The organism is Natronorubrum sediminis, assembly GCF_900108095.1.
In the GTDB taxonomy this organism is placed as follows: domain Archaea; phylum Halobacteriota; class Halobacteria; order Halobacteriales; family Natrialbaceae; genus Natronorubrum; species Natronorubrum sediminis.
This window is the reverse complement of sequence record NZ_FNWL01000002.1, coordinates 831,902-845,443: the sequence shown is the minus strand read 5'-3', so window position 1 is coordinate 845,443 and position 13,542 is coordinate 831,902. Positions and strand designations below refer to the sequence as shown.

At 62.4% G+C, this 13,542-nt stretch carries 10 protein-coding genes; 4 read left to right on the top strand and 6 right to left on the bottom strand.

What is annotated here, in order from left to right:
• Positions 1-13: 13 nt before the first annotated feature.
• Positions 14-1,000: an AIR synthase family protein gene (locus tag BLW62_RS11405; RefSeq protein ID WP_090507158.1), complete on the top strand. Its 987-nt coding sequence runs from the start codon at positions 14-16 to the stop codon at positions 998-1,000.
• A 195-nt stretch (positions 1,001-1,195) separates the two neighbouring features.
• Positions 1,196-3,115 carry an ATP-binding protein gene (locus tag BLW62_RS11400; protein WP_090507157.1) on the top strand — a complete coding sequence of 640 codons (1,920 nt, stop codon included), beginning with the start codon at positions 1,196-1,198 and terminating at the stop codon, positions 3,113-3,115.
• Between the two features lie 83 nt (positions 3,116-3,198).
• Here BLW62_RS11400 and BLW62_RS11395 read toward each other — a convergent pair whose 3' ends face one another.
• From BLW62_RS11395 to BLW62_RS11375, 5 genes are all read right to left on the bottom strand, one after another.
• A complete protein-coding gene (locus BLW62_RS11395) occupies positions 3,199-4,053 on the bottom strand; it encodes a phosphatase PAP2 family protein (RefSeq protein ID WP_090507156.1) in 855 nt (284 codons plus the stop codon).
• A gap of 188 nt (positions 4,054-4,241) precedes the next feature.
• Positions 4,242-5,135: a hypothetical protein gene (locus BLW62_RS11390; protein ID WP_090507155.1), complete on the bottom strand. Its 894-nt coding sequence runs from the start codon at positions 5,133-5,135 to the stop codon at positions 4,242-4,244.
• Positions 5,136-5,199: 64 nt separating this feature from the next.
• On the bottom strand, positions 5,200-7,968 hold the full coding sequence (locus tag BLW62_RS11385; RefSeq protein WP_090507154.1) for an AAA domain-containing protein: 2,769 nt from the start codon (positions 7,966-7,968) through the stop codon (positions 5,200-5,202).
• A gap of 75 nt (positions 7,969-8,043) precedes the next feature.
• Entirely contained in the window at positions 8,044-9,243 is a 1,200-nt protein-coding gene (locus tag BLW62_RS11380) for a carboxylate--amine ligase (RefSeq protein WP_090507153.1), read from the bottom strand.
• A complete protein-coding gene (locus BLW62_RS11375) occupies positions 9,236-11,164 on the bottom strand; it encodes an asparagine synthase-related protein (RefSeq protein WP_090507152.1) in 1,929 nt (642 codons plus the stop codon). Before BLW62_RS11375 ends, BLW62_RS11380 begins: the two co-directional genes overlap by 8 nt.
• A 638-nt stretch (positions 11,165-11,802) precedes the next feature.
• On the opposite strand from BLW62_RS11375, the gene BLW62_RS11370 reads away from it, so the two are divergent.
• The gene (locus BLW62_RS11370) at positions 11,803-12,399 is read left to right on the top strand and encodes an SPW repeat domain-containing protein (protein ID WP_090507151.1); all 597 of its coding nucleotides are present in this window, start codon (positions 11,803-11,805) and stop codon (positions 12,397-12,399) included.
• Between the two features lie 15 nt (positions 12,400-12,414).
• Here BLW62_RS11370 and BLW62_RS11365 read toward each other — a convergent pair whose 3' ends face one another.
• A complete protein-coding gene (locus BLW62_RS11365; protein ID WP_090507150.1) occupies positions 12,415-12,678 on the bottom strand; it encodes a hypothetical protein in 264 nt (87 codons plus the stop codon).
• Positions 12,679-12,967: 289 nt separating this feature from the next.
• Here BLW62_RS11365 and BLW62_RS11360 point away from each other — a divergent pair, with 289 nt between their 5' ends.
• Positions 12,968-13,519, top strand: a complete 552-nt coding sequence (locus BLW62_RS11360) for a hypothetical protein (RefSeq protein WP_090507149.1) — start codon at positions 12,968-12,970, stop codon at positions 13,517-13,519.
• Positions 13,520-13,542 lie beyond the last annotated feature (23 nt).

Genomic DNA, 13,542 nt, shown 5'->3' with positions numbered 1-13,542 from the left:
TCCCAGTACCGCTATGCCCGGCAAGGTGAGTCCGGACGATCTACTCGCGCACGTCTTCGAGCGCACGGGGACTGCACGAGACGACGAGACGGTGCTTCAGGGACCCGCAGACGGGGAAGACGCTGCGGCGATTGCACTGCCAGAGTGCGACGAGACGCTCGTCGTCAGTTCGGATCCGATTTCGCTCGCAGCGGAGAGCGTCGGTACGCTGGCGGTTCCGGTGGCGTCGAACGATGTCGCCGCCTCCGGGGCCGACCCTCGGTGGCTCACGGCCGTTATCATGCTTCCCGGCGAGAACGAGTCGCTCGAGGCCATCACGCGAGATCTCGATAGCGCCGCAACGGAGGTTGGGGCCTCGATCGTCGGCGGCCACTCGGAGTACGTCGACCAACTCGAGCGCCCGCTCGTCTCGCTGACGGCGATCGGTACGGCCGACTCGTTCGTCCCGACTGGTGGGGCTGAACCCGGCGACACGGTCCTCATCACGAAGGCGGCGGGAATCGAAGGGACAGCAATTCTCGCGACCGACTTCGGCGACGAACTCGCGGTCGATGAGGGCGTCGTCGACAGCGCAGCCACGTTCGTCGAGGAGATCAGCGTCCTCCCCGATTCGCGAGCGATTCGAGCGTGGACGAGCGCGATGCACGACCCGACCGAAGGCGGCGTCGCTGCCGGCTTGCTCGAGGTCGCCCGCGCGTCGGACGTGCGCCTCGAGATCGATCGAGACGCCGTCCCGATTCGGGAGGAAACCCAGCAATTGTGTGCAGCAGCCGACGTCGACCCACTGCGAATTTTCGGATCGGGTGCCTTACTCGCAACCGTTCCGGACGCTGCGGTCGACGACTGCCTCGAGGCGCTCGCCGAGCGAGGGATCGACGGCGCGGCAATCGGTACGGTTCGGGACGGCCAGCCAGCCCTCGAACTCGGCGAGGAGACGATCACTGAGCCGATCCAGGACGATCTCTATCCGCTCTGGGAGCGAGCAGACACCGACGAATAGCGCTCGGGCGACGGTCGTCGATTTCGTAGACGGGGTGGGACTCCGTTTTCCGTGAATGGGCATACGAGTGCTATCCACAGGAATGCTCTACTTCACCAATCCGTGACGGTCAAATTTCTCTAAACGAGAGAATTTTCAACTAAAGTGACAATATATGGAAGCATTTACACGTCGTTCGAATATATTCTGAATAGAATGGAATCGACTTCCAACGCGACTGCAGAACTCCGTACACGCATTCGCCAGCAGGAAGTCGTCGCCGAACTTGGACAGCAGGCACTCGAGACGCGCGATATCGACCAGTTGCTATCGGAAACGTTGCGTGCAGTGACCGAGACACTCGAGACGGACTATGGGGAGATTCTCGAGTTTCGCCCGGAGAACGACGCGTTAGTCCTTCACAGCGGGTACGGGTGGGATGGTTTCGACGTCGGTGCGAGTATTCCTACCGGTGTCGACTCGCAAGCGGGGTATACGCTGCTCTCCGAACATCCGATTATCGTCGACGATTTGCAGGCTGAGGATCGATTTTCCGAACCGGCGTTACTCGCAGACCACGACGTTTCCGCCGGCGTGAGCGTAATTATCGGATCGATCGACTCTCCGTGGGGCGTTCTCGGCGTCTACACCGACGACACGTGTGAGTTCACCGAACACGACGCGAACTTCCTCCAGAGCGTCGCGAACGTCATCGGGACGGCCATCGAAACCGAACATACGCGACGTGAACTCGAGGAGAGCTACGGGCGCATCTCCGACGGATTCCTCGCAATCGACGAGGAGTGGACGTTCACCTACCTCAACGACCGCGCCAACCAGTTGATCAATCCCGAGGATCGCACGCTCGTCGGTCGGTCAGTGTGTGCGGCCGTTCCCGACGCCATCGCCAGCCAGTTCACCGAACACTTCGAGCGAGCGATGTACGAGCAAGAGACCGTCTCTTTCGAGGGCTACTACCCTGCCCCGCTCGAGCGATGGTTCGAGATTCGTGCGTACCCCTCAGACACCGGCATCTCCGTCTACTTTCGCGACATCTCCGAGCGAAAGCGTCGTGAGCGAGAGCGTGAACTGTTTCGGACACTTCTCGATTACTCGAACGACGGCCTGCTCGTCATCGATCCGCAGACGGCCCGATTCCTCGACGTCAACGAGACGGCCTGTCGACGACTCGGCTACGATCGAGACGAACTCCTCGAGATGACGGTGCCGGAGATGGAACACCTATTCGAGGATATCGACGACTGGCAATCCCACGTCAGCGACGTCAAAGCAGATGGATCGATGACGATCACCGGTGAACACGTCCGAAAGGACGGGACAACGTACCCCGCGGAGGTCAACATCGCACACGTCGAATTGGACCAGCCGTACATGATCGGAATCGCCCGAGACATCACCGAACGTCGCGAGCGCCAACGGGAACTCGAGGCCTCGAACGAGCGACTCGAGCAGTTCGCCTACGCTGCCTCACACGACCTCCAGGAACCGTTGCGGATGGTCTCGAGTTACCTCCAACTCGTCGAGAGTCGCTACGCCGACGAACTCGACGACGACGGCGAGGAGTTCATCGAGTACGCGATAAACGGCTCGGATCGAATGCGTGAGATGATCGATGGCTTACTCGAGTACTCGCGCGTCGAAACACGTGGCAACCCGTTCGAACCGGTGGCTCTCGAGTGTTTACTCGGCGACGTCCTCGAAGATCTGTCCGTACAAATCGAGGAGACGGACGCCGAGATCACGACGGGGCAGTTACCCCGCGTATCCGGGGACGCCAGTCAGTTGCGCCAGGTCTTTCAGAATTTGGTGGGGAACGCGTTGACGTACGCTGGCCCGGAGCGACCACGCGTCCACGTCAGCGCAGAGCGAACGGGGGCGACGTGGACGGTTGCGGTCCGCGATCAGGGAATCGGAATCGACCCCGACGATCTTGAGCGCGTCTTCGAAGTGTTCGAACGGCTCCACAGCCACGAGGAGCACCCTGGAACCGGTATCGGACTGGCGATCTGCCGTCGGATCGTCGAACGACACGACGGGGAAATCTGGGTCGACTCGGAGCCAGGGGCTGGGTCGACGTTTTCGGTGACGCTGCCTGCGGTCGAGCCAGACGGCTAAAAACGGGTTGGCGTCACACCATCTGCTGTAGCGAAACGATTCGGGACAGCGGTCCGCTGTGTCGACTTCGACGAACGTGCACCTCAGGATCCGTCAGCGACGCCGCCTCGAGTCGACCCGAAAAGCAGCGTCGAAAGTCGACCGACGACGGCCGGAGCGACGACGATCCAGCCGACGAGCGCCGCGTAGAGGACGACGAGTCCCGGCGTGAACGTTACCAGCGATTCGACGATGAGGAAGACGAGGGCGACCCCGCCGCCGACGGCGACGAGTGCGACGCCCTCGAGTCGCGAGTGAAGCCGCGGCAGTCGGTCGATCCAGCACGTCGCGAGCAGGCCGCCGATAGCACTGCCGAGTGCGAGAACGGCGTAGGGACTCGCGTCAGTGACGTAAACGGCAGGTGCCGAGAGGACGACGGCGAGGCCGAAGCCGACCGTCGGAATGCCGCGACTAATTCGGTTCATCGCGACGATGAAGGCGATGCCGAGTATCGCACCGACGATCACGTCGCCGAGGTAGTGGACGCCCAACACGACTCGTGAAAGCGAGACGGCGACGACGAGCGTGACGACGCCGAGGACGATCCACGGATCACGCAGACGGTCGTAGGCGACGGCGAGACCCCCGTAGACGACCATCGACGCGAAGGCGTGCCCGCTCGGGAAGCCGTATCCCTCGACCTCGAGAGAGGTGAGCATGATATCTTCGGGCGGGCGGGGGATTCCGAGTACCGTCTCGAGGGTCAGGATGAAGCCGAGGCCGGCGACGCCGTAGCTGATGACGAGTGCGCTCCGGCGGCGGTTGCCCCACCAGAACACGATGGCGAGGACAATCAACAACGGAGTCGGGCTCCCGAGTTCGGTGATCGCGACGACGAGATCCGCGTACGACGACGGAACCTCCTCGCGGATCAGCGCACTCTCGTCCTCGAGACGCATTACGTGAGGACTGGTCGCTCGAGATACATATATCTAGGTTACGGCGGAGGTGCGAGTGACGGCGTCACGGACGGTGAGAGCGTGGGCGGCCGCCACGCGAAAAGATGCGACCTCGACACACGAAGAGACGGAACTCGTCACGCGAAGGGATTGGCATCGACACACGAAGCTGTGAACGGCCGTCGCGGTCAGTCGTCGACTGCTATCTCGGCGATCACGGCTTCGTCGTCGAACACGAGCGACAGCGTTTCTCCCTCGGGAACGTCTTCGATGGTGACGACGTCGCCGACTGTTATCGAGTCCGTCTCGAACGAAACGTCGTGCGTGTCGCCGCCGACAATGGCGGTGAGCGAGTCCGTCTCGAGTTCGTCGCCACCCTCGTGGGCGAATTCGACGGTGTACGTCCCCTCCCCGTCGCTCTCGTGGGAACTATCGAAATAGACTTCTGGCGTGCTTATTTCGTTCTCCCCACCGAGCGATTCGCCGATAGCGACTGCCGTTACGTCGTCCTCGCCACGCTCGACCCTCTCGAGGTCGGCATCGGCGACGATCGCTCTCTCACTCGCTGTCGACAGTGAGACGGTGTCGTGGAAGATACCCTCCTCGAGTTCGTCGAACGAGAACGATTGCTCGTCGATTTCTTCGCCGTCTTCGGACGTAAACGCGTTCCACGCTTCGTCCGCCACGAACGCCTCGTTCGCGAAGACGTGGTGGGTAAACCCGTCGTCGTACGCCGGTGCGACGTAGACGGCACGCGCGTCGGTCGCCAACTCACGAGTAATGGAGACGTCTTCTTCACCAGACAACTCGACCTCGAGGACGAATTCGACGTCGGGATCAGGATATTCGATTCGTTGCTCGTCTTCGTCGACGGTGATATCGTCGTCGACGAACGCCGGATAGTCGACCGTTCCGTCGTCGGTGACGGCACCAGCTCGTTCGGAGTCGCTACCGCCCGAATCGGAATCATCGTCCCCGGTGTCGTCACTCGAGGCGGATAATTCGTCGAGACAGCCCGCGAGCGTCCCGACCGTCGCACATCCGGTTGCGAGCAGGAGGCGTCGTCTCGTCTGTTCGCTCATTGTTCGAAGATACACTCAAGATAAAATGAATGTTCTGATAGTCGAACTATTCGTCCGACCACCCTCACGCGTTCGCCCACTCGAGCAATCGGCTGTAGACCGGATCCGTCGCGAGTGCGTTCGGGTCACCGACGAGCACGAGTGCTCGTTTCGGACGCGTCAGCGCGACGTTGATCCGGCGATAATCTTCGAAGATCGGCCCCTCGAGCGTGCCGGTCGCGGTGAACGAGACGATGATGATCTCCTGACTCGAGCCCTGGAAACGGTCGACGGTGTCGACGGTGACGTCGTCGGGAACGTGCGAAGAGATTTCGGACACCTGCGCTCGGAAGGGGGCGATAACGCCGATATCGTCTCGCTCGAGTCCGGCGGCTTCGTAGGTCTCGATCAGGTCGACGATTCGGGCTGCCTCCTCGCTGTCGGTGTACTGGCTGGAATCGCCGTCGACGTCGACGAACGAGACTGGGTCCTGCAGGTCCTCGGGGAGGGCGTCGCGGGACACGCCCGCGAGGTCGTCGAGCGTCCGCGCCGCGACCGCCGGTTCGGCGGGACGAAGCTTCCCGTCGTAGAACTCCCTCGAGGCGAACGCCTGAATTCGCTGGTTCATTCGGTACTGGCGGTCGAGCATCACGCCGGCGTCCGGATGGCAGTTGACGAGTCGTTCGAACAGCGACTCGGTGAGGTCGTTTTCGGCTCTCACGACGGGTGGCAACTGCTCGTGATCGCCGACGAGGACGAACCGCTCGGCGAGGTTGATCGCCGCGCAGGTTCCCGGCTCCGTCAACTGGGCCGCCTCGTCGACCAGCGCGGCGTCGAACGCCTGCTCTTTCATCACTCGAGAGCCACACGTCGCCGTCGTCGCCGCGACGACCTGCGCGTTCTGGAGCGTCTCGACCCGGTCTTCCGGGTCCCCTGCTCGCTCGAGGCGGTAGGGTTGCATGTCCTCGCGAACGCCGCTCTCGCTGCCGACGCGAACGACACGATCCGCGTCGATCTCGCCGTGATTCTCGAGTTGCTCGAGGAGGGCCTCGAGGGCGTTGTCCACCGCCCGGTTCGTGAACGCCGAGAGCAGGACGCGTTCGCCGCGTTCGACCATCGCGCGGATCGCTCGAGCGATGGTGTACGTTTTCCCCGTGCCCGGCGGGCCGTGGATCAACGCGCAGTCTCGCGCGCCGACGGCTTTCGTGACGGCCTCGTTCTGGGCTGCGTTGTTGTCGATGAAGATTTCGGATACGGTGTCAAACTCCGGGTCGGTACGACCGAAGAGTACGTCTTTGCGACGTTCAGTGCCCTTCAAGAGCGCGTCGTGCATCGCCGCGAGCAGTCGGTCGGTGGTGAGTTCGGAGGGGTAGACGTCGAGTCGTGTGACCTCGACGGGTTCGTCGGCCGTGAGCACGACCTCCTCGTCTAGTCGTTCGATCGTCGCCAGTTCCGAATTTCCCCGCACCGGATGGCCGTCGCTCGCGAGGACGAAGTCGCCCTCTCGGATCTTCGAGTTCGCCCCGCTCGTCCGCTTCGCTCGCAGTTCCCAGCGACCTTCCTCGAGCGGGCGTTTTTCCACGAACTCGAGGTCGATCAGCGCGCGGTCGTCGTCGGCCCGTTCCTGGGCGTCTTGCTCCCAGAGTTTGGCGTACTCGTGGTGGACCTCTCGACGTTCTTCCTCGATCGCGCGGTAGAATCGCTCGAAGTACTCGCGTTCGTCCGCGGGGATCGGCTGGCCGATCTGACCGGCTTTGGACTCCTGATCGAGTCGCCCCGAGACGACCATGCAGGTGTCCTGTTCGAAACAGTACTCACACTTCGCCGAGCCCTCGTAGCCCGTCGGCACGTCGCCAGCAATCTCCATCGCCGCGAGTTCGTTTCGCAACCGGACGACGAACTTCAGGAGGCCGCCGCCCATCGAGAAGTCCTTCGCGGGGGTGAGGTCGCCCGTCTCCTCGTTTCGGTCGAGCGCGGAGTTCTTGGTGTAGAGCAAGGTTCCCGTATCCACGTTCCCGCCGTGTTCTTCGAGCATGAGCGCGTAGCAGGCGGCCTGCACCTTGTCCTTGAATCTGGGCTCTTTCTTCAGGTTCTTGCCAGTCTTGAGTTCGACGGGGGCGCCCCGCCGGACGGCGTCTGCGCGCCCGCGAATGCCGAACGTCTCACTGATGAGTAATTGCTCGGATCGCCAGCTACTCTCCGCGGGCGAAAACTCGCGCGTCGAGTCGTCGTCCGCCGTCGCTTCGCTATCGTCCTCAGTGAGGCGACCCTGCTCGAGCCAGCCTTCGATCGCCTGTGCGTTCTCTCGGACGTCCTCGGCGACCCCCTCGGCCGTCTCGCCGAGCAAGCCGAGTTCGAGACCGCGTTCCTCGACGCGGGCGTCGATGGACTCCTCGAGGTCCCGTCCCCGAAGCAGGTCGCCGAAGACCTCGTGGACGAGCGTCCCCTTGACGACGGGATAGTTGAGCGGAACGCCCGAGAGCTTGTTCAGGTAGTAGAGTCGGGGGCACTCGACCCAGTTGCGAATCGCCGTCACGTTCACCAGAAAGGTCGGCTCGACGACGACGTAGGAGTCGCCGGTCGTCGCGTAGCGCGTCTCGCCCTGGTACTCCTCTTCTTTCGCGTTCGTGACGAGGAGTTCCATCCCGGGTTCGACGTACTCGGCCGACTCGGTCCACTTGTTCCACAGCGTCACCGTTGTCGTCTCGTACTCGGGTTGCTGGTCGCTCGCGGCTTCGGCTTCGGACTCCTCACCCTCGAGTCGGAGAGGCACTTCGGCGAGGTCGCTCTCGCCGTAGCTCGTCGATACCGTCCTGACTTCGACCTCTCCGGCGACGGTTCCGCGTACGTACACGAGTGGTCATCACGGCCGAGCCATCAAAAACGCTATCGGTCGCGTGCGAGGTGGGTCGGTGTTACAGGAGAGTCATCACTCGAGACGTCTCCGGACCGCACCCTCGAGTTCGCGCCGGACCTGTCGGGCGACCGGGCGTGGGTCGTCCAGATGGAGGTAATCGAAGTCCGGCACCTCGTAGCACGAGTGCAGGATTTCGCTCGCGCGACTCGAGAGCGAGGGTCGTTCGACCAGCGGGGAGTCCTCGCGGACGACGCTCACGAGGTGCTCGAGTTCGCCGTAGAGGTAGTGCGTGCCGACGCCGGTCTCGTAGCCCGGTTCGATCAGGTCCTGGCGGCCGAGCGCCACGTCCCAGTACCACGCGGGGAAGTCGGCACCCGCGCGAGTCGCACACGCGAGTGACTGCCACATCCGCGGGTTGATCTCGACGATGGAGAACTCGCCCGTCTCCGCATCTTGGACGTACTCGATACAGGCGAGGCCGTGCCACTCGAGTTCGTCGAGAATTGCCAGACCCGCCTCCTCGAGGGCCGGAATATCGACTGACTGTCTGAAGACGCCGCCGCTGCCGGTGTAGGAGTCACCGCGAAGCTGTTTGTGCTGGAACGTCCCGACCGCCTCGCCGCGGTCGTAGAGGGCCCCGAAGAGGTACTCCTCGCCCTCGACGTACTCCTGGACGATCGGTTCGTGGTGCATCGTCTCGCGAAGCGCGTCGACGTCCGGTTCTTCGCCGGCCGAGACGTGCTCGACTGATTTGGCGATCTTCGAGTCCGCAAACGAGAAGTCGTCGAGGTACTCGTCGGTGAGCAGGTTGTAGCGAGATTTGACGATTCGGTCGCCGCACCAGTCTTCGACATCGCCGAGCAGTTTCGTGTCCGGGATCGCTACGTTTGCCCGGTCTGCGGCCTCCGCGAGCCGCTTTCGGTCGTGGACGTTACGCAGTTTCTCGAGGTCGGGAACGACAACGTCGACGTGGCGTTCGAACTCATCGGCGTACTTCGAGAGGATGTAGGGGTCGTGGGGTCGGTGTGGGACGATCGTTCGAACGTCCGGTCGAGCCGCGAGCCCCAAGAGGGCGTCTTTGTACGCCGTGATGTCACTCGGCGGCGGAACGAGCACCGATTCGTCGCAGTGGCGCGAGACGGTGACGCTCAGCGATTGGTCGTCGACCGCGGCGATGGTGTGAACGCCCTTTGCGGAGAGCGACCTGATCGACGCGTACCCGTGTGGGTAGCGCGAGGCGGTGACGACGACGGCGGGGCGATCGTTACGCAACGGAGACCACCTCGGGTTTGAGACAGCGCCCGCACTGATCGTGAAAGTCGTCTACTGGGTCACTCGTCTGATTTTCGAGGACGTGTTCCGTAACGGGCATCGTCAGGACGGTCAACAGCGTATAGAGTTCGCCGACGCGCTCTTCACCCCGTTGATGGGCGTGGTAGAGGTCGGAAACCGCGTGTGGATCGAGGCCGGGCAGCTCCTCGAGCAGGTCGTCGTTCGACTCGAGAACGTCGCCCGCGAAGTCGAACGAGCGAAGCAATTCGGCGTCGTCCAGCCACGGGCCGTTCGTCAGGTAGGGAGCCGGCGGCGACTGACGAGAGACGTGTTTCTGGTAGAACGCACGCAGGTGTTCGCCGACGTACGACTTCGCGAACGGCTGAGAGAGTGCCATGCCGGTACTCGCGTGTGGAATCGTCGCCAGCGACGGATCGAGGCGCTCGATCGCTTGCCCGACGAGATCCCGGCGGAGTCGGTAGCGAATCGGCACCGACAGCGAGAGGTCGAGCAACCGATTGTCGAGGAACGGTGACCGGTAGGGAAGCGTTCGCCGAAGGCCAGTGTGAAAGCGCATATCGTCGTCGTTCGACAGCGGGTAGCAGTTGCCGTAGTAGACGAGTTCCTCGAGCGAGTCGTAGGTGACGCCGTGGTGGACGACCGTCTCGCCGTCCCGGTAGATGTTCGCCTCGAGCACCGAGCGAAGGTCGGTCGGCATTTGGTGGCCGTCGTGGGCGTCCTCGAGTAAGAGGTCGATGTAGTCGTCGATGGTCTCGACCGATCGCTCGGTCGGGATCGTCATCGATCCCAGCGGGCCAAGTGATACTTCTGGAGACGGGATTCCGTAGTTGCCAAAGAGGGAATCGGCGTACAGCCCTGAGAGCACCCCATCGACCCGACCGGTCAACTCGGTGTTGAACCCGCTCGTGTATGGCTGGGTGAACCAGCCGTTGAACGAACCCGCACACCGGTTTCGCTCGAGCGAGCCGATGCGATACTCGGCGCCGCGCTCGAGGAGTTCGAATTCGACGTCCGCTTCGAGGGCGACTCGTTCGGCGACCTGCGCCTCACGGTTCATCCAGTCGTTCATGTGATACGCCGTCGCGTCGTCGAGAGCAGCCAGAACGAGTCGCGAGTCGCTGCCACCCGAGAGCAACACGCCGTAGTCGCGGTTGTCGCGAGTCCACTCGTCGACGATCGTCTGGAATCGGCTGGCGAGTTCGTCGACGAACCACTCGACGGATTCGTCGCGCGGCCGGTAGCGCGGCCGCCAGTACTGGTCGGTTCGCATCGAGCCGTCTTCGAGCGAAATCGTCGTAACCGTTCCCGGCTCGAGTTTTTCGATGCCCGTAAACGGCGTTTTCACGCCGAACGTTCGCCGGAAGGCGAGGTACTCGTGGAGATACGGCGCGTCGAACTCGGTCTCGACGTCCGGATGGAAGGGCAGAAACTGGATGTTACTCGAGAACACGAACGTTCCGTCGGTCGATTGGGTCCAATAGAGTGGAACCGTCCCGAACCGGTCGGTACAGAGCGCGAGTTCTCGACGAGCTTCGTCGTAGACGATCGCTGTGAAATTCCCGTTGAATCCGCTCAACGCGTCAAACCCGCGACGGTCGTAGTGTGACACGCAAAACTCCGCGGGCGTCACGTCTTCGGGGCGAGTCACGTACCCACCGAGGTGGTGCCCAGCGGCGGATCGGTCGTATCCGTAGATGTCGCCGATCACCCAGCATCGAATCGTGTCGTCGCCAGTTCCGGTTGCGACGGATCGATTGGCCGTCCGACACCCCTGTGGCGCGGTCGTGATTGCGACGTCTTCGGTCTCGTAGTGGACGCCTGCGTCGGACGAGAGCCACTCCTCGAGAAGGCCCGCTGGTGACGATCCGTCGACGCATACCACCCCGTGAGTGTTCCCCATTTTCACTCACCTCCACCCGAGGTAGGACGGACGTGTTCGGTCGATCCCTTTCACAGACGTTCTCTGTGGGAGCACCATCATGACTCGATGAAAGTGAGAGCAGCCAATTATTATACGTTCGATAGCACTCGAGTGATCGTCGAATGCGGTGAATTTAGTCAAAACGAGTGTTCTCGCAAATGCGCAACTCCCGCTACAATTCCTGAGCCTCGAAACATGTGCAAACCCCGGAGTTTCTCCGTGAGAATGATAACTGCCGTTCCCGACACGGAAATGTGGCTAACGAGTGCGAAACGAGTCGCCGATTGTACGCCACAAAACTGTCTATGCATCTGTAAGTTATATGGGGGAGCGTATCTGGCCGACGAATAGCTCTGATTTTATGTTAATTTACGCACGTCGGGCGACCTCGAGTGATGACTTTACTACACGAGGTTCGTCGCTTCTCGGGCACCGCTGGCGCACGTTCGAGCGGCTGACGTTCGGTGGCTCCGTTCTCGTCGGCCCAATCGGCGTCGATTGAGCGCCATTACTCTGTTTCACTCGCCGAACAATTCGTGATTACTCGAGACGGAAGGCGACGGGAACCGTAACAGTCGCCGACGTTTTTGCACGCATGCCGCCAGTTGGAACCCACCATGAGTGACTCGAATCGGGACGACGGTGATTCTCGACCGACAGCAGACGCCGGTTCGGAACCGGATCACCGGGACGAGACTGCTGGTCCCGAGCAGCCGCCGTCTCCCTCCGACACCGACTCGGGAACGGGTGTCGGCGACCGTGACGATACCGGTCGCGACCCGCGCGACGAGACGACCCAAATTGCGAACGAAGAACGACGACGCAAGGTTTCGGTCATCAGCGCTCTCGTCGCCGCCATCGGTGTCTGGGTCGCTCTCTCGGTGATCGCCATCTACGACGTGTCGGCGGCGTCGTTCTGGAACAACGTGCTCGTCGGCAGCGTCGTCTTTCTCGCCGGCGCGTACAACTATTACCGCGTCGTCAACGATATCCCACTCAGCGTCGGCATCTCGGGGCTCGTCGCGTTGCTCGGCATCTGGCTGATCGTCTCGCCCGCACTCCTCGAGATGCCGGTCGGACTCGGGCTAACCGAAAGTCCGTTCTGGAGCACGCTCGCCTCCGGTCTGCTCATCGCCGCGTTAGCCGGGTACAACGCCTACGACGCCCGTGACGCCCGACGCGTCGCAACCGAATCCGAGTCGCCACGAGCCTGAACAGCCACACCGAACTTACCGCGCTGAGCGACGCACCGTCTCGAGTTCGGCCTCGAGTCGTCGACGGCGGTACTCGGCGGCGTGGTGTCCGAGCGCGGTGACGGCGAAGGCGATCATCACGACGGCGAAGGCGAGCGAGACGGTCGGGGAGACGCCGTTGACGTAGCTATTGCCGAGTTGGCCGAGTGCGAGAGCCAGCGGTCCGAGTGTGAGAAGTGAGCTTTGAGCTGGTGTCTCCCAGAATAGTTCGACGAGCGTGAATGATCGCCTGGTGGACATGGTCAATTGTCGGTTATCCGTGCTGGGAAGAGCGTCGATGTATCCCTTTTGGTTCGAAAGTATCGGTTGGAACGTTGCGCTGGGGAGGGCGTTCAACTCGCAGACCCGGGTACCGTATGCGACTCGCCTATCCGACGAAACGGTGTGAAACGGTTCCGACACGCCACACTACGTTCGTGAAACAGTTTCGACACGACGGAATGGGCGCTGAAACGGTTTCCGTCCGCCGTCGGCCGCGTCGTTCGTCGGTACCGATACGTTCATTCGCTCCGGGATACTACAGCCGCCTATGCGGATTCGCGAGTGGAAAGACGTGCTTGCGGACGTCACGGACCGAGACGTCGACGCCGAACACTGGCGGGCGGTCGCGGGCGACCGAGCCGGCGGCGTCGGCGAAGACATGTATCTCGCACACCCTCGAGCCGGCGTGTTCTTCCTCAAAACGTACGCGAAAAACCCGTATCAGGTTCGGGGCGTCGGAACGCGAGTCGCTCGCAGCCTTGACGACGAAATCGGCTCGTTCCTCCCACAGGAGGACGCGGGTGGCCGCTTTGCCGTCCAGTCGCCTCCCGAAGACGAGTCCCACGCCGAGACGGTTTCGAAACGCCTCGAGACCGTTCTCGAGACCCACGCGGACGCCCCGACGCGGCCACAGGACCTCTTCGACGACGTCATGGACGCCCTCGAGAGCCCGGCGTTCGGGCCGATGGCGTACGATCAGTACGACCGTCCGGACGAACTCGAGGAACTCGGTGACTGCTTCGAGGAGGCTGACGAATTACTGAACGCGGAACTCGACGACCTCATCGAGACCGACGAGGTCGACCGCGGCTTCATGTGAGTTTCACCGGGCCTCCTGCGGTT